At 69.1% G+C, this 18,478-nt stretch carries 12 protein-coding genes and 2 pseudogenes; 9 read left to right on the top strand and 5 right to left on the bottom strand.

Annotated elements, in window-relative coordinates:
* Positions 1-35 precede the first annotated feature (35 nt).
* The gene (locus AB0M80_RS31055) at positions 36-1,460 is read left to right on the top strand and encodes an extracellular solute-binding protein (RefSeq protein WP_364572027.1); all 1,425 of its coding nucleotides are present in this window, start codon (positions 36-38) and stop codon (positions 1,458-1,460) included.
* The gene (locus AB0M80_RS31060; RefSeq protein WP_364572029.1) at positions 1,457-3,475 is read left to right on the top strand and encodes an ABC transporter permease subunit; all 2,019 of its coding nucleotides are present in this window, start codon (positions 1,457-1,459) and stop codon (positions 3,473-3,475) included. Before AB0M80_RS31055 ends, AB0M80_RS31060 begins: the two co-directional genes overlap by 4 nt.
* A 46-nt stretch (positions 3,476-3,521) precedes the next feature.
* Here the strand turns inward: AB0M80_RS31060 and AB0M80_RS31065 are convergent, their stop codons facing one another.
* The gene (locus AB0M80_RS31065; RefSeq protein WP_364572031.1) at positions 3,522-4,262 is read right to left on the bottom strand and encodes a ribonuclease activity regulator RraA; all 741 of its coding nucleotides are present in this window, start codon (positions 4,260-4,262) and stop codon (positions 3,522-3,524) included.
* A 294-nt stretch (positions 4,263-4,556) separates the two neighbouring features.
* Here AB0M80_RS31065 and AB0M80_RS31070 point away from each other — a divergent pair, with 294 nt between their 5' ends.
* Positions 4,557-6,152 carry an MFS transporter gene (locus tag AB0M80_RS31070; RefSeq protein WP_364572033.1) on the top strand — a complete coding sequence of 532 codons (1,596 nt, stop codon included), beginning with the start codon at positions 4,557-4,559 and terminating at the stop codon, positions 6,150-6,152.
* Positions 6,153-6,311: 159 nt separating this feature from the next.
* On the opposite strand, the gene AB0M80_RS31075 is transcribed toward AB0M80_RS31070, so the two are convergent.
* On the bottom strand, positions 6,312-9,059 hold the full coding sequence (locus AB0M80_RS31075) for a BTAD domain-containing putative transcriptional regulator (protein WP_364572035.1): 2,748 nt from the start codon (positions 9,057-9,059) through the stop codon (positions 6,312-6,314).
* Positions 9,060-9,328: 269 nt separating this feature from the next.
* Here AB0M80_RS31075 and AB0M80_RS31080 point away from each other — a divergent pair, with 269 nt between their 5' ends.
* Positions 9,329-9,775, top strand: coding sequence for a DUF2690 domain-containing protein (locus tag AB0M80_RS31080; RefSeq protein ID WP_364572037.1), 447 nt, complete (start codon positions 9,329-9,331; stop codon positions 9,773-9,775).
* A gap of 87 nt (positions 9,776-9,862) precedes the next feature.
* Here the strand turns inward: AB0M80_RS31080 and AB0M80_RS31085 are convergent, their stop codons facing one another.
* Both AB0M80_RS31085 and AB0M80_RS31090 read right to left on the bottom strand, forming a co-directional pair.
* A complete protein-coding gene (locus tag AB0M80_RS31085; protein ID WP_364572039.1) occupies positions 9,863-11,062 on the bottom strand; it encodes a lipase in 1,200 nt (399 codons plus the stop codon).
* A gap of 53 nt (positions 11,063-11,115) precedes the next feature.
* Complete coding sequence (locus AB0M80_RS31090; RefSeq protein WP_364572041.1) at positions 11,116-11,682, bottom strand: hypothetical protein; 567 nt, start codon at positions 11,680-11,682, stop codon at positions 11,116-11,118.
* Positions 11,683-11,932: 250 nt separating this feature from the next.
* Here AB0M80_RS31090 and AB0M80_RS31095 point away from each other — a divergent pair, with 250 nt between their 5' ends.
* The 5 genes and pseudogenes from AB0M80_RS31095 to AB0M80_RS31115 all read left to right on the top strand — a co-directional run.
* Positions 11,933-13,111: a serine hydrolase domain-containing protein gene (locus tag AB0M80_RS31095; RefSeq protein ID WP_364572042.1), complete on the top strand. Its 1,179-nt coding sequence runs from the start codon at positions 11,933-11,935 to the stop codon at positions 13,109-13,111.
* Between the two features lie 245 nt (positions 13,112-13,356).
* The gene (locus tag AB0M80_RS31100; protein WP_364572044.1) at positions 13,357-13,887 is read left to right on the top strand and encodes a hypothetical protein; all 531 of its coding nucleotides are present in this window, start codon (positions 13,357-13,359) and stop codon (positions 13,885-13,887) included.
* Positions 13,888-14,149: 262 nt separating this feature from the next.
* Positions 14,150-15,592: pseudogene (locus AB0M80_RS31105) on the top strand (carboxylesterase family protein); the annotation flags it as partial.
* Positions 15,593-15,630: 38 nt separating this feature from the next.
* Positions 15,631-16,653: a zinc-binding dehydrogenase gene (locus AB0M80_RS31110; protein WP_364572046.1), complete on the top strand. Its 1,023-nt coding sequence runs from the start codon at positions 15,631-15,633 to the stop codon at positions 16,651-16,653.
* A gap of 126 nt (positions 16,654-16,779) precedes the next feature.
* Positions 16,780-17,280: pseudogene (locus tag AB0M80_RS31115) on the top strand (alpha/beta hydrolase fold domain-containing protein); the annotation flags it as partial.
* Between the two features lie 309 nt (positions 17,281-17,589).
* Here AB0M80_RS31115 and AB0M80_RS31120 read toward each other — a convergent pair.
* Positions 17,590-18,420 (bottom strand): AraC family transcriptional regulator, encoded by an 831-nt coding sequence (locus AB0M80_RS31120; RefSeq protein WP_364572048.1) that lies wholly within the window; start codon positions 18,418-18,420, stop codon positions 17,590-17,592.
* Positions 18,421-18,478: the final 58 nt, after the last annotated feature.

The following is an 18,478-nucleotide window of genomic DNA, read 5'->3' on the forward strand; positions in this document are numbered from 1 at the left end:
ACGCGTCCGCTCGCCCGGACGCGAGAGGAGTGGTCATGGCAGAGAAAACGGACTGGTCGAGACGCACGTTTCTCGGGATGAGCGCGCTGGGCGTGCTCGGTCTCGCCGCGTGCGGGGACGGCCCCGCCCCCGCGCCGGAGGTCGACGTCCAGGTGCCCAAGGCGCTGCTCGACCAGGCGGCCGCGCTCCGCGGCGGCTCGGTGGGGATGCTTTCCCAGAAGCTGTACGCGGAGGCCGCCAACAAGGCGCTGGACCGGTCGCTGCAGGTGTTCGCGCAGGCCACCGGCACCACCGTCCGCAACGACCTGGTTTCCGGTGACGCCGGCGACATGGTCGCGAAGATGGACGCCGAGGTGAAGGCGGGCACCAACCGCGATCTGGCCTTCATGAGCGACCGGCGGTTCGTCGGCCAGCTCCACAACCTCGGCGCCCTCACCGACGTCACCGATGTGGTCAACGAGATGAAAGCGCTTTACGGGGAGCCCGCAACGGCGTCGACCAAATTCTGTGTGTTCGACGGGCGTTGGTTCGCGATCCCGTACCACTTCATCGCGTCCGGAATGTACCTGCGCAAGGACTGGTACCAGGAGAAGGGGCTTCCGCTCAAGCTCCACTACACGTGGGAAGAGTTGCGCGACAACGCATTGGCGGTCTCCGACCCGGCGAAGCGGCGCTTCGGCTGGGGCCTCACGGTGAACCGCTCCGGCGACGCCAACGGCTTCATCCAGAACGTCATCAACACCTACGGCGGGGCGATCGCGGACAACACCGGCACGAAGGTGGTGTTCAACTCGCCGGAGACCGTCGCCGCCGTCACGTTCATCGGCGACATCTACACGAACCCGAAGTACACGCCGATGCTGCCACCCGGGATCGGCAGCTGGACCGACTCGAGCAACAACGAGAACTGGCTGGCCGGGATCCTGGGGCTCACGCTCAACCAGTACAGCGTCTACGCCGACTCGAAGACCAAGAAGAATCCGGTCTACGCCAACACACACCCGTTCAACGGCGCCAGCGGACCGGCGATCGACCGGCCGCTCGCGTACGGCGAGTCCAACTCGTTCGTCGTGTTCAAGGGGGCGAAGAACCCCGGTCTCGCCAAGCTGGTGGCGAAGTTCATGGTCGGTGGGAGCGCGCTGCTCGGTGTCGCGAAGGGAGCACCGTGCCTGGTCAACCCGTCGTGGGACAAGGTGTGGGACTCCGACCCGTACTACACCAGCGGTGACCCGGCCTTCCCCGCGCTGCGGGAGCAGACCCGTGCGCAGCTCCCGATGACGACCAGGACCGGCTACGCGTTCCCCCAGGCGCCGAGCCCCGGCGAGCAGGCCGCCCTCGCCGCCTACCTGCTGACCGACATGATGCAGTCGGTCATCCAGGGCACCCGGCCGGCCGACGCCGTGGCCGCGACCCACACGCGGATCGTGCAGATCTTCGAGCAGCAGGGCTACCGGCAGTGACCGTCCTGCGTTCGAAGGCGACACCGCCGGCGCCGGCCCGTCCGGCGCCGCGCGGGTCGTCCTCCCTCACACCGACGCAGCGGCGGCTCGGGCGCGACTGGCGGCTCGCCGCGGTGTTCATCGGGCCGACGCTTCTGCTGGTCGCCGGCCTGATCCTGGTTCCGATCGTCAGCTCGGTCTTCACCAGCGCCACGGAGCGCCACGGAGCGGAGACGGTCTTCGCCGGGCTGGACAACTACACCGCTCTCATCGATGACGCCCTGTTCCACAAGGGCGTGCTCAACTCGTTCGTCTTCACCGCGTACGCCGAGATCTTCAAGGTGACCTTCGGTCTCGTCGCGGCGTTGATGCTGCACCACATGCGCCGCGGCCGGGCGATCATCGCCGGGGTGATCCTGCTGCCGTGGGTGGTGCCCACGGTCGTCACGGCCTTCACCTGGCGGTCTTTGCTCGATCCCATCTTCGGCAGCGTCAACGTCCTGCTCACCGACTCCGGGATCGGGCCCGGCCTCGCCGCGATCGGGCTCGTCGACCGGTGGCCCGCGGAGTGGCTGTCCGATCCCGCGCTCGCGATGCCGGCGGTCATCCTGGTCAACGTCTGGAAGGGCATCCCGTTCTTCACGGTGACGTTCCTCGCCGGGCTCAAGGCCATCGACAGCGGTCTCCACGAGGCGGCGATGGTGGACGGCGCCTCGCCGTGGCAGCGCTTCGTGCACATCACGCTGCCGGGGCTGCGCCACGTCATGATCGTGACGGTGCTGCTGTCGTCGATCTGGACGTTCAACAACTTCGACCTGATCTGGCTGATGACCCAGGGCGGCCCGGGGGACGCCACCGCCCCGTACGTGATGGTGGCCTACTCGAAGGCCATCCAGCAGCTGCAGCTGGGCGCCGGCGCCGCGGTCACGCTGGTGATGTTGCCGATCATCGGCATCCTCGTGGTGATCCTCGTGCGGATGATGCGACGCAGCGACCTGCCGGGCGCGGGCGACCTGGGGCGCAGGCGGCTGACTCCCGCTCAGCGCCGGGCGCTGCCCTGGGGGATCGTCGTGGTCTCGGTGCTCGTGCTGGTCTGGGCGTCGCCGCAGATCGTGTGGAAGGCCGCGCTCGTGCTGGGCGTGTTCGTGGTGCTCGCGGCCGCCGTCGGACGGGTCGTCTCCGCGCTCGCCGCGCGGAGCAAGCGGCTGGCCGCACGCCTGGTCGGCGGCACCGGAACCGGGGTCGCGCTCGTGGGTCTGCTGGGCTTCGTGCTCGCTCCGCTCTACTGGATGACGGTCACGGCCTTCAAGTCCGACGACCAGATCGTCGCGCGCACCGACGACCTCTGGCCGACCCCGTGGAGCACCGAGCAGTTCACCAACCTGTTCACCGGGCGGGCGTTCGGCACCTGGTACGTCAACACGATCCTGGTGTCGGTGGCGTCCACCGTGATCGCCGTGGTCTGCGCGGCGCTGGCCGGCTACGCGCTGGCGCGGCTGAAGTTCCGGGGTTCGGAGAGCTTCACGGTGACGATCCTGCTCACCTACGTGATGCCGGGCGCGCTGCTGTTCATCCCGCTGTACCAGCTGATGAGCGGGATCGGGCTCAACGACTCGTTGTGGTCGCTCGTGCTCGCCTACCCGACGTTCACCCTGCCGTTCGCGACGTGGCTGCTCGTCGGCTACTTCAAGTCGATCCCGGCCGACCTCGAGGAGGCGGCGCTGGTCGACGGCTGCACGCGGTTCGGGGCGTTCATTCGGATCGTGCTGCCGCTGGCCAAGCCGGGCCTGCTCGCGGTCGCGCTGTTCACGCTCACCAACGCGTGGAACGAGTTCCTGTTCGCCTTCGTGTTCATCACCAAGGACGACTACAAGACGCTGCCCGTCGGCATGCAGTCGATGATCTTCGGTGACGTCGTGCCGCAGGGGCAGCTGGCCGCGGCCTCGCTGCTGATCAGCATCCCGGTCGTGCTCATGTACGGGTTCGGGCAGCGGTTCCTGACCGAGGGCCTCACCGCGGGCGCGGTGAAGGGATGAGCGGGCTTGGGAGGAGGAGCCGAGCCACGACCGGCTGTGGAGCCCGTCAGGCCGGGCCCCGCTCGGCGCGCCACCGCTCGTACTCGGGCCGGGCCTCGTCCGACAGCGGGTAGTACAGCCGCATGTCGCCGCCCTCGGCCAGCCGGATGCGGGAGAACTCCTCCCATTCCGCGTGCTCCTGAGCGACGGCCACCAGGGTGGGTGCGAGCTTGACCGGCACCACGACCGCCCCGTCGTCGTCGGCGACAATGATGTCGCCCGGCTCGACGAGCGTGCCACCGCACGCCACCGGCACGTTGACGGCGGCCGGGACGATGTCGGTCTGGGCGTGGAAGTTCGGTGTGGCGCCCCGGATCCACAGCCCGAGGCCGAGCTGCTTGGCCTCGCCGATGTCGCGCAGGCACCCGTCGACCACCACGCCGGCGCCGCCGCGGCCCTTGAAGTAGGTCAGCATCATCTCGCCGAACACGCCGCTGCTCATGTCGCCGCGCGCGTCGACGACGATCAGGTCGCCGGGCTGGGCGTGGTACATGACGTGCCGGTGCAGCTGCTTCTCCGGTTCGGCGTACTCGTCGGCGGGGTAGCGGTCCTCCCGCTTCGGCAGGAACTGCAACGTCAGCGCCGGGCCGGCCACGCGCACGCCGGGGGTCACCGAAACCGGGCCACGGATGAACGCGCTGCGGATGCCCATGCGGCTGAGCTCGGCGCTGGCCGTCGCGCTGCCGATGGCCGCGAGGGCCGCACTGAGCTCGGCGGGCGGGCGAACGATGTCGTGCGTCTCGACCACGTCGGTGGCTCCCTCGGGTCCGCGCTTGTTTTCGACGAGAGTTCGGTCCGAGCGTAGCCCGGCGCACCTGCTTTCGCGATGTCCGGCGGGCGGCGCGGCTTGCCCTCGAAGGTAATAAAACCTTCAACTCGGAAATTCGGCCGAGGGCACAACATTGTTTATTACGCAAGTCTGACAGAGGGCACACAATTCGTTCGACCGCAACAGTTTTGACAAGAATCTCCGAGCTTGACAGCGTCGTGGAGTCTGCTTATGGTCGTTCGGGTTCCCGCCGCTCGATATCCGAAGGTGTTCATGACCGCGCCTGCAATGTTGCCGAAGCTCAGGCAGCAGTTGATTCTTTCCGTTCTTATGTTGTGTTCACTGCTGATCTGGCTGGACAATACCGTCCTGAGTACCACGCTGGAGACCCTTGCCGACCCGGTCCGTGGACTGGGGGCCGATCCCGGTGAGCTGCAATGGGCGACCGGTTCGTACACCCTGGCCTTCGCCACGTTGATGTTCACCGCAGGCGCATTGGGCGACCGGTTCGGTCACCGGACCGTGTTTTCCGGTGGATTGGTGATCTTCGCCGGGTCCTCGCTGTGGGCGGCGTACGCGGGCGATGCGGGCCAATTGATTGCCGCTCGAGCTGCGATGGGGGTGGGCAGCGCGTTGATCACGCCCGCCATGTTGGCCATCCTCATGTGGACCTTCACCGGCCCCGCGCGGGCTGCCGCGATCGGCATCTTCTCGACGTCGGCCGGTGTCGGAATGGCTGCCGGTCCGGTGCTGGCGGGGTTCCTGCTCGATCATTTCCGGTGGGGCTCGGTCTTCCTGATCAACGTCCCGGTCGCGGCGTTGGCGCTGGTCGGGCTCGCCGTGCTGGTTCCGAATTTCCGCAGCCCCACGCTGCGGCCACTGGACCCCGCCGGAATGTTGCTGTCGATCGGTGGGCTCGTGGGGTTGGCCTACGGGTTGATCCGGGCGGGGCAGGTGGCTGCGTGGAGTCGTACCGACGTCTGGGCGCCGATCGTTGCCGGCCTGGTTCTGCTGGCCCTCTTCGTGCTCGCCGAACTGCGTGTCAAGGTGCCCAGCTTTGATCCGCGACTACTCGCGCAACGCACATTCGGTGGCGGCAACGCGGCGCTCGGATTGCTGCTCTTCGCGGTGGCCGCCATCACCTTCTATAACGCGTTCTACCTGCAGGGCGCGCTCGGATTTTCGCCCATGAAGGCGGGTTTGGTCAATATCCCGACCGCGGCCGGCGCGCTCGCGGGGGCGCCCCTGGCCACGCGCCTGGTTCGCCGCCTGTCGCTGCGCGTGGTCACCGTGCCGGCGTTGACCGTGGCTGCGCTGACCATGGGCGGGTACGGGGTCCTCGGACTGCAAACTCCACTCGCCTGGATCGAGATCCTGTTGCTGGTCCAGGGTCTCTCGATCGGCATGGTGATCGGCCCCGTCACGGCCGCATTGATCAGCAACCTGCCGCTGGCACAGGCCGGTGCAGGATCGGCCGTCACCAACACCGTGCGGCAAACCGGCAGCGTGATCGGCATCGCGGTAGGCGGCACGATCATGTCGATCGTGTACCGGCGTGCGATCGAACCTTCGCTGGAGGGTGCACCCGGTCCGGTGCAGGAGCAGGCGCGAGTTTCCGCCGAACAGGCCCGCCACGTCGCCACCGCTATCCATCAGCCGGCTCTTGTGCGGGCTGCTGATGATGCGTTCATCCATGCTATGCACGTCGGCGCGGGCTGGATCGCGGCCATCACCCTCCTCGGAGCAGCTGTGCTGCTGATTACGCTGCCTGCAACCGGAAAGAAAAAGGGTCCGATACCGGAGCCTGACTACGAAGGGGCCGACAGGGCCGCCCAGGCGACACAAACTGTGCTGGAAGCCAAATCGTGACGCCGGTGGCCGAGGGAGTCAGGCCACGTACCTCCTCGACCGTCATATGTTCGCCCTGTGGACCTGGTTCTCTCGCGCGGCGGGAGCGGCCCCGGCCGCCCCGGCCTGCGGGCCGGGACCTGGTCGTGCGAAAGCGCCGATCGGCATCAGTCAGAAACCTCAGCCTGATGGCTGACCATGGGCGGCGTGGGCCAGCTCGAACGCGCAGTTGGCCTCGTTCTGCCCGTCGCCGAGTTCGACGAACAGGGAGCAGGCGGCGGCCAGCACGTCGGTCGCCGTCGCGAGGTCGCCGAGCATCGCGTGGGCCCGGCCCAGCTGGAGCCGCACCCGCGCGGTGCAGCGCCGATCGCGCCGGCCTTCCACGATCTCCAGTGCCCGCGTCAACTGCCGCAACGCCTCCGCCGGCGCGTTCTGCTTGAGGTTGAACTCGCCGCAGCGGGTCAACACGGCGGCAGTGCGGTGGTCGTCACCCAGCGTCATGGCTCGGTCCAACGCCTCTTCCAGCAGCGTCCAGGCCCGCTCGGGCCTGCCCTCGGCCAGGTGCAGGGCCGCCGCGCCCGCGCGGAGCTGGATCTCGAGGTGGCGGTCGCCGGTCTCGACCGCCAACACGGTCGCGCGCGCGTTGAGCTCCAGCGCCGCGTCGGCTTGCCCGGTCACGCGGTAGGTGGTGGCCAGGCCGCCGAGCGCACGCGCGATCCCCGGCACGTCGCCGATCTCTTCGCTGATCGCCAACGACTCCCACAGCGCGGCGAACGCCTCCGGGAACCGGTCCCAGTAAATGTGCAACTGCCCGAGCCCGAGCAGCAGCGCGGCCCGGCCGCGGCCGCCGGGAACCCCGGTGAGCGCTTCGGTGGTGAACTGGAACCACACGTCGTTGCGGCCGCTGTGGTCGAAGTACTGCTGGCACATGATGGCCAGTTCCCAGCTGTGGTCGGTCATCCCCTCGGCTACGGCGATCTTGATGGCGGCGTGCAGCGCGGGCAGTTCGGCCTCGAACCACTCCGTGGGGTCGGTGATCGGCTCGCTGCCGGCCTGCCACCGGGTCGCGTCGCCGGGCGCCGGGGTCAGCACGCTGCGCGGCAGCCGGGTCGCCGCCTGTTCGCTGAGGTAAAGCCATCCGCCGAGCGCCCTGGTGATGGTCTGCCGACGTTCATGCTCCGGTTCCTCCTGAGCCTTCTCGACCGCGAAGCACCGCAACAGGTCGTGCAGCCGGTAGCGGGCCGTGCCCGCCGCCCGGCCGACGGGTTCCACGAGGTGGCAGCCGACGAGGTCCTCCAGCATCCGCTCGGCCGCGCGCGCATCGATCCCCAGCACCGCGGCGGCCAGCCACGCGCCGAAGGTCGGCACGCACAGCGAGCCCAGCCTGCGGAACAGGATCCGGTGCGTGGCGGGCAGTTGGCGATAGCTGATCGCGAAGCTGGCGCGGACGGCGAGGTCGCCGACCGCCAGCCAGTCCAGCCGGGTCCGCTCGGCCGTCAACCGTTCGGCCAGGTCCGCGGCGTTCCAATGTGGACGTTCGGCGAGCAGTGCGCCCGCGACCCGCAGTGCCAGCGGCAGACCGCCGCAGTGCGCCACCAGCGACTCGTCGGGCGCGTGCCGCGCACCGGTGATCGTGCTGAGCAGACTGGCCGCGTCCTCGTCGCTGAGCAGGTCGAGCCGGACGCGCCTGCCATTCTCCAGCCCGCTGAGCGTGTGCCTGCTGGTGACGAGTACCGCGCAGCCGGGCGCGGCGGGCAGCAGTGGCCGGACCTGGCGTTCGTGTTGGACGTTGTCCAGCACCATCAGCACCTTGCTGTCGACGAGCAGGTCACGCAGCAGCGCGGAGCATTCGTCCTCGTCGGATGGCACCATGTCGTCCGCGACGCCCAGGGCGCGCAGGAAGCGGGGAAGCACCGTCGCGGCACCGGAGTCGCCCAGCGTCGCGAACAGCTGGCCGTCCGGATACGCGTCGCGGACTTGGTGTGCCAGCCGCACCGCGAACGTCGTCTTGCCCAGCCCGCCGACGCCGGAGATGGTCAGCACCAGCGGCTCGCGCCGGCCCGGCGCGCGCAAGTCGGCCGCCAGCTCGGCCAGCAGGCCGGCTCGGCCGGTGAAGTCGGCGAGATCCACCGGCAGCTGCCGTGGCCGGTTCACCTCGCGAGGGGCGGTGACCGCGGGCCGCAGCGTCGGTTCGCCACGCAGGACACCGGCGTGCAGTGCGCGCAGCGCCGGTGACGGCTCGACACCGAGTTCGGTGACCATGGTCCGACGCAGATCCAGGTAGACCTCCAGCGCCTCCGGTATCCGCCCGCAACGCGCCAGTACCGTCATCAACTGCGCGCGTGGCCGTTCTCGCAGCGGATGTGCGGCGATTACCTCGGTCAGCTCGTTGACGAGCCCGTGGGTGCGGCCCAGCCGCAGGTCCGCCTCGACCCGGTCCTCGATCACGGCCAGCCGCAGCTCATCCCATCGGTCGGCGGCCACCCGCGCGGACGGCACGGGAATGTCGGGCAGCGCCGGGCCGCGCCACAGTCCGAGCGCGTCGTTCATCAGCCGGGTGCCCTGTTCGAGTTGCTCCTCCGCGATCAGCTCGCGAGCCGTCGCGGTGAGCGCCGTGAAGCGCTGGATGTCCAGTGCTTCCGCGGGCAGCTCGAGCACGTAGCCCGAGCCCCGGGTGGTGATCAACGGCCGCGGCAGTGCGCGGCGCACCCGCGAGATCAAACCGTGGATTTGTGTCTTCGCCGTAGCCGGCGGGTGCTCGTCCCACAGCTCATCGGCGATTCTTTCCCAGGTCACCGGCTGATTCGCGGACAGCAGCAGTACCGCGAACATGGCACGCGCCTGCGGGGAGCCCAGGTCTGTTTCGACGCCTTGCCAACCCACCCACAGCGGTCCCAGAACCCGAATATCCCAGCTCCCCTCTGGCATGGCAAAACCGTATCAGCCGACGTGGGCACTACCAGAAATAATTGATCAAAGACAGGGCTGATTGGGTGAATCGACGCTATGTGAGTCCTCTCCGGCCGTACAGCGTTCGAGAAGCGGTCGCTGCGAGCATTCCACTACCGGCTGGCCGACATCGCCAACCATGGTGTCGATCGGCCGTTGCGAAGACCAGTGCATGGGGAGCGTCTCTTGTGGTCGCCGGGATTTCGGCCGATCGTCAGCCGGAAACCGACTAGAGGGGGAAAGCATCGATGAAACTCAGCCGACGTTTCGCCTTGGCCGCCGCGCTGGCGGTCTCGATGACCGGTCTTGCCGCGGTCGAGGCCCAAGCGGCACCTGCATGCACCTATGCGGCCTGCAACGGCAAGGACCCGGAGGCGACCGGCTGCGGCCGGGACGCGGTCACGAAGAAGGAGCTGACCGCTTCGCTCATTCGCGGCGAGCTGCGCTGGTCGCCGAGCTGTCACTCCTTCTGGACCAGAATCTCCTGGGCCCCCCAAGACGGTGGTCTCGGGCAGTATCCGACGATCGCCGGCGGGGTCTGGGATGCGAACGGCAACCGGGTCCGGAAGATCATCTACGCCAAGAACCCCGTGACCAGGCACCCGGACTGGACGCCGATGATCTCGCAGGCCTACCCCTGGGAGCAGTTCTGCATCTACACGGCCACGGACGACGGCTGCGCCTACCACGCCTGAACGGGAAAGACCTCGGCGCCGGACAGCGCAACCCGCTACGTATACGAAAGGGCGCGCTGCCCCAAAGTCCTCAGTGGACTTTTCTGGTCACCGCTGGCTGGCGAAGAAGTCGAGCATCAACGGATAGGCCCGTTTCGCGGAAGTGTTGTGGTCCACGCGGCCCAGATCGGTGATAGGCGTCGTGACACCCCGGCCCTGGAATGCTTCCTGGCACTGGGTGGAGTTGCCGATCGGGACCAGTTCGTCGCCTCCGGTAGCGGCGAACAGCCGGACGGCGGCACGTGGTGTCCACCCGGTACACGACCCGTCACTGGCCCGCGCCGCGTGCAGCATGGGGCCGGTCGGGCGCCGCAGTTGCTGGACTGCCCAGTCGGTGAGCAGGTCCGCTGGGGTGTTGGGCAGATTCGCGGCGATGTCGAGCCCTGAGTGCATGCCGTCGAAGAGGCCTTCCACGACCGTGTCGTACGGCGCGCGGAATGCTCGGGAAGGCTGGCCGTAGATGGTGTACAGCCGGTTCATGGCCGTCAGGTAGTAGGCGGTGGAGATCGTGGCGAGTTTGGGCACGATCGTTCCGTCCAGAGCTCGGGGGAACTGGGTGCCGAACAGGTCGTAGATGCCGCTGACACCGGCGATGGCGCGGACGGAGAAGCGTGGATCGGCGCCCTCCTGCAGGGCGCGGCCGAGTGCCATGGCGGCCGGTCCACCTTGGGAGAACCCAGTGAGCAGCATCCGGCGGTCCAGCGTCCGGCCCGTCCGGCGCACGAAGGTGTCCGCTGCACGCAGCATGTCCACCGACGCGCTGGTTTCCGTCGGGAGGTCGAGGTAGGGATGCGGGCCGTCGCCGGTGCCCAGACCGAGGTAGTCGGGGGCGACGGTGGCGTAGCCGGCCGCCGTGAACGTGATGGGGGCGAGCCTGTTGTTATCCGAGTTCACCGAACCGGCTTCCGCCTTGGCGGCGATGGTTCCGTGCTGGAAGCCGACCGTCGGGAGCCGATGCCCGCCACCACGGGGCAGGGCCACGGCACCACTGGCGGTGACCAGCCGCCCGTCCGCGCCGGTGGTCCGATACTCCAGCCGGTAGGCGTCCACCCCGTGACGGACCGATCCGGTGTCGATTCCGTGCCCGGCGAGCAGTTCGGTCACCTGGGCCGGCGTCAGGCCCGTGATCGGCACGGCCGAGAGCAGCTCCCCCCTTCCGGCTGGGCCGGCCTGCGCAGGGGAAGCCGCGGTCGTGACCAGCCCGATGAGGCCGGCCGACATTGTTACGACCAGGATAAATTTGATCATCGGTCGAGGCTAGGAGTCCGCTGTCGCATGATCGATCCGGCAGGCCCCCGCAATCAGGGTGGGGCTAGCAGGATAAGGCCACGACGCCGGCGCGGAGCCGGATGGCTGGTCGCCGGTCTAGGCCCAGTTGCCGACGATCTGGTTCGAGAGGTTTTCCGGATGGTGTTGGTGTCGGTGTCGATCAGGGAGACGAAGGCGCGGATCTCGTCCGTCCCGTTGTCCTCGTTGAGCCAGCTGCCGGGCACGGCCAGGTCGAATTCGGCGGAGAGCCCGGATTCGGAACTTGCCCCCACGTCGGTGAGCGGCATGGAGAAGAGGAACTGGAAGACGTCGCCGCGTATCGAGGCGAAGAGCGGGTCTCCCGCGTCATCGACGTACTCCCGGGTCATGTGCACGTAGATGCCGACGTGGACGGCGAAGGTCCCGTTGCCGAGCCCGTTGATCGCCAGGCACAGGTTGCTGTCCGGTCTGCCCGTGCACGTCTGCTCTGCAGACGCCGGCGCCGCCGTCAGGCCGACGGCGCCGAAGACGGCCGCTGCAGCGATCATCACCTGCAGCAGTCGGAGCTTGGTGTGGCCGCGGGCCCGGACGTTCGCCACGGTCGGATCGATGATGGTCATGCTGGTTTCCTCCTGAATGTTGCTGCCGATGGGAAAACGACTGTGGCAGGGGCCGCCGACAATCCGTCGACAACTGGTTGACCCGCAGGTCAGAGGAGTTGTGCGAGAGGGGCACGCGTGTCTGCGCCGGCGCGACGCGAACAACCGTCCCTCTGACGTGCCGGCCGCGCGGCACCGGGCGCGGAATCCCTTACGTCGATGGTCGGACCGCGCTACCGTTGTAGGGGTTGCACACACTCCGGGGGGAACCATGCGTCGACTGGTCGTGTCCGCTGCTTGTGCCGTGCTCCTGCTCGCCGGTACCGGCACCGCCGCCGCGGGAACGGATCCACGTCAGGCAGCGCTGGACACGGCTGTGGAGGCCGGGAACGTGGGAATGATCGCGGCAGCGGTGGATCCGGCCGGTCACTGGCGGGGGCGGGCCGGGGTCGGGGACGTCACCACGGGGGCGAAGCCGGACACCGGCGGGCGGTTCCGTATCGGCAGCGTGTCCAAGACGTTCACGGCGACACTCGTCCTGAAGCTCGCCGCGAAAGGCAGGGTGCGGCTGGACGACCCGATCTCGAAGTACCTGCCCGGCCTGCTGCCCTACCCGGAGCCGATCACCGTCCGGCAGCTGCTCCAGCACACCAGTGGCCTGCCGCGGGACTTGGCGCCGCAGTACACCTGGCTGTCCCTCCCGGAGATAGACACCGAACGCTTCGTGCACTTCGATGAGGTCGAGGCCATCCACGACAGCACCGTGCAGCCGCTGCTGTTCCCGCCGGGCACGAGCTGGTCGTACTCCAACACCGGCTACAACGTGCTGGCCCTGCTGGTGGAAAAGCTGACCGGCCGGCGGTTGGAGCAGGTGCTCGGCGACTGGATCACCGGTCCGCTGCACCTGGCCGACACTTTTCTGCCGAGGGACTTCCCCCTGGTGCCGCACGCCGCCCTGCGCGGTTACGAGCAGCTCTACCCGGCCCCGCACGGGCTGACCGACGTGACCGTCTACAACCTGAGCCGCTACTTCGGCGCGGGGAACGTCATCTCGAGCGCGGCCGACCTGAACCGTTTCTTCCACGCGCTGCTCGGCGGCGAGTTGCTGCCGGCCGACCTGCTCGCGCAGATGAAGACCACGGTGCCGTGGCCCGGCCAGGGCGGCGTGCTCGGTTACGGACTGGGGCTGATGCGCATCTCCCTGGCCGCGATCTGCGGTCCCGGCGCGCCCGACGTCTGGGGGCACGGCGGGGACGTGCCCGGGTACAGCACGTGGAGCATGAGCGACGAGGCCGGCGCCCGCCGGATCACGGTCGAGTCGAGTCCGGACGTGACCGCTTCGCAGGGTGCGGCGTCCAGCCGGCTCCTGGCGATGGTGACGGAGTTCTGCACCCCGGACCTTCCCGGTGCCCAGTCACGCGCCGCCCAACTCCAGGCGGCGATCCACTGATCGCCCGAGGTCGGTGGCCGGCTCGGATTTCACCGGCGCTGCCTGGACCTCGCCGATCGGCTTGCCGCGTGCGGGCGAAGACCTCGAGCCCGTCGTCGGCCTCGCCGAGGCCCGGCTGCGCGGTCAGCGCGTTGTGCACCGTCCCCTTACCTCCTCCGACCGCGGTGCCCTCGCCGATGCCGATCTCGATGTCCCCCGGAGGGGTTCTTCGGCTCTGTCGGCTGCGCGCCACCCAGCAGATCCGGATGGGGCCGTCGGCCGCCTTGGCGATGACGCCACCCTCGGCGTGGTCGACGTCGATGCCGCCGCTTGCGCCGGTGAGGCGTTGCTCGGCGTCCTACTGCCGACTGCGTCCGCCGAAACGGTGCGCCCAATCCGGGCCGACGTTTTCGCCGCAGGACTGCGAATACCTGAACCGGACGCACCAGAACAACCTCTTCAAGACCGTCGCCACCGGCGGGCCGACCGGGCAGCTCTGGACCATCGACCACCTCGCGCACTACATGATGACCAAGCGCGGCCTGGCCGACGCCCTGCGTGTCGAGACGTCCGTCCGCGGGGAATTGCCCGCGAGCGCGTACCACGCGATGGTCGGCGCGGTCTCGACCCTGCTGAAGGCGAACGCCGACGCCGGGACCGTCCGCGACGGCTTGAGTCCGGAGACGGTCTTGCGGGGGCTGGCCGGGCTGCTCTACCTCGACCCCGGCGAGGACTGGCGGGAGCAGACCGCCGCGCTGACCGATCTGCTCTGGTGCGGTATGGGCAAGAAGCCCTGAAGGGGTTCGTGGGCCGGTGTCGGCGACGCGGTCGTCGTGGGGTTCGCCGGTGCCGGGCAGGTCGTGCGCAGACATCAACAGCTCGAACGGGTGAACCCACCGAGCTCGGGCTACGAGAAGAAGAGGGGCAGCGAAGAATGTCACCTGATGACCACCAGATGACCGATGACGGCAGGGCCATTTGCCGAATCCCGGGAAATGATCGAGCACAAGCAACCAGCCGCCGACACCCCGCGCGAACACCCGAACCGCGCCGGAAGGACACGTCATGACCGCCTCCGCACCCACGGCCCCTACCGCACCAGGGGTGCGGTCCTGGTGGGGAATCCCGTACGCCACCGCCGAGCGATACCGCCGCCCCGTGGTCGCGGGCTTCGACCCGGACCGCCCCTACGACCGCAAGGGTGTCGCCCCCGTCCAGCCCGACAACGGCGACTGGCTCGAAGCGGACAGCGGGACCGGCGAGGATTGCCTGAACCTGAACGTGTGGGCCCCCGAGAAGCCGGCCGGCAAGGCACTGCCGGTGGCCGTGTACATCCATGGCGGCGGATTCGAGTACGGCGCGAACACACAGATCACCTCGAACGCCGCCGGACTCGCCACGACAGGGCGGGTGGTGGGGGTGTCGATCAACTACCGGCTCGGCGCGCTGGGTGCGGTCTCGCTCTCGCAGTACGGCGGGCGGCTCGCCGAGGCCAGTAACCTCGGCCTGCAGGACGTCATCGCCGCGCTCACCTGGATCCAGCGGAACATCGCCTCCTTCGGCGGCGACCCCGGCCAGGTCACCGTCTTCGGCCACAGCGCCGGCGCCTATTCCACCTTCGGGCTGCTCGGTGCGTCCTCCGCGGACGGCCTCTACCGGCGGCTCGCCGGGTTCTCCGCCGGGCCCTCCCGGCTCCAGCCCGCCTGGTGGGCCGAGGAACTCGCGGAGCGGTTCGTCACCGAACTGGGCGTCGCGAGCAACCCCGAGAAGCTGATCGACCTCGATCCGGCCTCCCTGGTGACCGCCCTGCACCAGGTCACCCCGACCGACCTCGGAGTCCGCGGTGGGATGGACTGCCGGAGCCTCGGCGTCGTCCTGGACACCGGCCAGCCCGGCGCAGTGCTGCACGCCCACCCCATGGACGTCCTGGCCTCGGGCTCGCACCGGGACATCGACGTACTCCTGAGCTTCGCCAGCGACGACATGGGCTGGTGGGTGGCCAACGACCTCGACCGGTTCGACCCGCACACCGTCGACCGCATCACCGACGAAGTCGCGGGCTGGCGCATCCCCCGCTCCCGCGCGAAGAAGATCGTCGACGCCTACGACCAGGGCGGCCGCACCCCGGCCGAGGTCCGTGCCGCGCTCCTGACCGACTACATCTTCGCCCTCCCCGCCGCCCGCGCCGCCCTGACTCACGCCGCCGCGGGCGGCAACGCCCATCTCCTCACGATCGGGCCCGCCGAGGGCGCGCCCGCCGTGCACGGCTCCGAGATGTACGCCCTGGTCGGCCAGGAACAGCCGGGCCGCAGCGCGGATCAGGCCGAGCGCGACACGCGTATCCGCGACCTCGTGCTCGACTTCGCCACCGGCGAGCAGACCCGTCTGTGGCCCGCCGTCACGGACCGGCCCACCTCGGAAAGGGTCGGCCACCCGCCCTTCGAGGCCACCGCCCACTACCAGCAGTCCCTCGACCTATGGGCGAACATCGACCGCCCCTGACGGTCACAGGCCACCACGAACACGACGAGGAACTCGACATGAATCAACCGACCACGACCGGCGACGCCACACCGGCGACGATGCGAGCCGTCGTCGTCACCCGGACCGGTGGCCTGGACGCACTCGAGATGAAGGATGTGCCGGTGCCCGTGCGCAAGCCCGGCTGGGTGCGGATCAAGGTGAAAGCGTTCGGCGTCAACGAGTCCGAGGTCACCACCCGCAAGGGCGAGTCGAGCCCGGACGTCACCTACCCGCGCATCCCCGGCATCGAAGGCGTCGGCGTGGTCGATGAAGCCGACAAGGACAGCGGACTGCGGCCAGGACAGCAGGTGGCCACGATGATGGGCGGCATGGGCCGCTCCTACGACGGCGCGTACGCCCAGTACGTGACGGTGCCCGCGGGGCAGGTCATCCCGTTCGAGACCGGCCTGCCGTGGGAGGTCGTCGGTGCGCTGCCGGAGATGTTCCAGACCGCCTACGGATCGCTGACCACCGGCTTGGACCTCAAGGCCGGGCAGACGCTGCTGATCCGCGGCGGCACCTCCACGGTCGGGCTGAGCGCGGCCACGATCGCGAAGGACCTCGGAGCCACCGTGCTGTCCACCACCCGCAGCCCGGAGAGGGCAGGGGAACTGCGGGCCGCGGGCGTCGACCATTCCCTCGTCGACAACGGCACTATCGCCGAACAAGCGCGCGAGCTGGTGCCGGACGGCGTCGACGCCGCACTGGAACTGGTGGGCTGCTCAGTGCTCGCCGACACCCTCAACGCCGTCCGCCGACACGGCATCGTCTGCTTCACCGGAGCACTGGCGGGCCAGTGGACGATCCCCGACTTCACCCCGTTCATGATCCCCTTCGGGGTGCGGCTGACGTCCTATGGCGGTCAGGCCGCCGACCTCCCGGCCGACGTCTTCGCCCACCAGCTCCAGGCCATCGCCGCAGGGCGCCTCACAGTCCCGATCGCGAAGGTCTACCACGGCCTGGAACAGGTCCGTGACGCCCAGGCCGACCTCGAGTCCGGCACCACGCCGGGCAAGCACGTCGTCGTCCTGGACGACTGAGACCTGGGCGACGAGCGTCGCCGCGGCCCGTTGTTTCCGGAGGAGAGAACAGATGACAGACCAGACAGCAGCAGACTTTTTCGGTGCCAGGATTCGGAGGCTCTGACGGCGGGCGGCAGAGTGCGGGTGGAGGAGCGCCAGGTACCAGGGCCGGAAGGCGCGCCGGACATCACTCTGCTGATCCTCAACCCCGCCGAGGACCGGGGCCCCAAGGGAGGCATTCTCAGCCTCCACGGTGGCGGGATGATCATGGGAGGACGCCGGGACCACGTGAGTCATCTCCTGCCCCAGGTGATCGATGGGAATGCGGTCGTCGTGTCGGTCGAGTACCGGCTGGCGCCGGATCACCCCGATCCCGCGCCGGTCGAGGACTGCTACGCGGGGCTGGTGTGGATGGCGAAGAACGCGGCCGAGCTCGGTATCGACCCCGAGCGGCTCCTGATCGCCGGAGTCAGTGGCGGTGGCGGCCTCGCGGCGGGGGCCGCGCTGCTCGCCCGTGACCGCGCCTTTCCCGAGCTCAGCCACCAGGTTCTGATCTGCCCCATGCTCGATGACCGCTTCGAGACGCACAGCAGTCGCATGGTGGACCGCGGAGGCGTGTGGGACCGCTACAGCAAACGGTGGATCATGCGGCTGTGTCGCGCGCTTCCAATGCGACCCGTGAGGAGTTCATCCGGCGGGCTCTTGATGCTTGAGCGCCGGGCTTCGAGGAGGCGGCGCCGTCACCCTGCGATGAAGGCACGTAGGCCCGATCCGGTGGACCGCTCACCGGGGCCGATCTTGCCGCGATCCACGAGATCCTCCCGACCGTCGGATTCGGCGCCCGCTACGCCGAAGAGCATGTCCCCACTTGGGTTTGACCCCAGCTCGAGCGGACCTCCGAATCGATCGGCAGTCCCGTACGGTCAGGGGCCGCGGGCCGCCGCCGCGCTCTGCTCACGGCTCGGTCGTGGTGTCGCGGGCCGCGAAGGCGGCCGGGGTGAGGCCGGTGCGGTCGCGGAAGAAGCGGCCGAAGTTCGCGGGGTCGGTGAAGCCGAGGTGGACGGCCACCGTCCGGGCGTCCCACCGGGCGGCTCCCAGCAGGCGCCGGGCTTCGAGGAGGCGCCGCTCGTCGATGAGTTCGCGTACTCCCTTGCCGGTGGCGTTCTGGGCGGCGCGGCTGAGGGTGCGGACCGAGCAGCCGAGCAGTTCGGCGTAGTCCGCAGCTTGGTGCAGCTCGCGAAAGTGCAGCTCCAGGGCGTCCAGGAAGCGCCCGTACCAGTCGGCGCGGCCGGTGCCGGCCGTGGCCTTGCCGATGGGGGCGACGCCTGGGGAGTTGGCCAGGCGCAGCAGCAGCGATTCGAGCAGGCTGCGCCGCAGGGCGTGGTGGATGGCGAGGGGCCGGCGCCCCAGCGCGCGGTGTTCGTCCAAGAGCTGGAGTGCCGTCTGCTGGAGCCAGACGGTGTCGTCAGGGTGCGGGCTGAGCAGGACAGGGGCCTCGTGCGCGATGAGCGGGGCCAGGAGACCGGCGAGGTCGGGCCGCAGCACGTCCGGTTCGAACAGGATGAACGGGCCGCGGGCCGTGCCGGGCGGATGGAAGCACAGCGCGTGCCCGGGACGCACCCACAGCCACTGGCGGGGCGCGATGATTCGCGTGACGTGGTCGACGTCGTGCCGCAACTCACCCTCGGTGACCAGGATCAGGTAATGGAAGGTGACGCGGACCGGATGGGGTGGATTCCACGGCCAGTCGTCGTGCTGGGCGAAGAAGTCCTCGACGGTGCTCACCTCAAGGCCGTACGGAGTACCGACCGGGGGCTGGAAACCGTACAGCGGAACCGCTACC

Origin of the sequence: Amycolatopsis sp. NPDC051045 (assembly GCF_040682955.1) — a bacterium.
Classification (GTDB): domain Bacteria; phylum Actinomycetota; class Actinomycetes; order Mycobacteriales; family Pseudonocardiaceae; genus Amycolatopsis.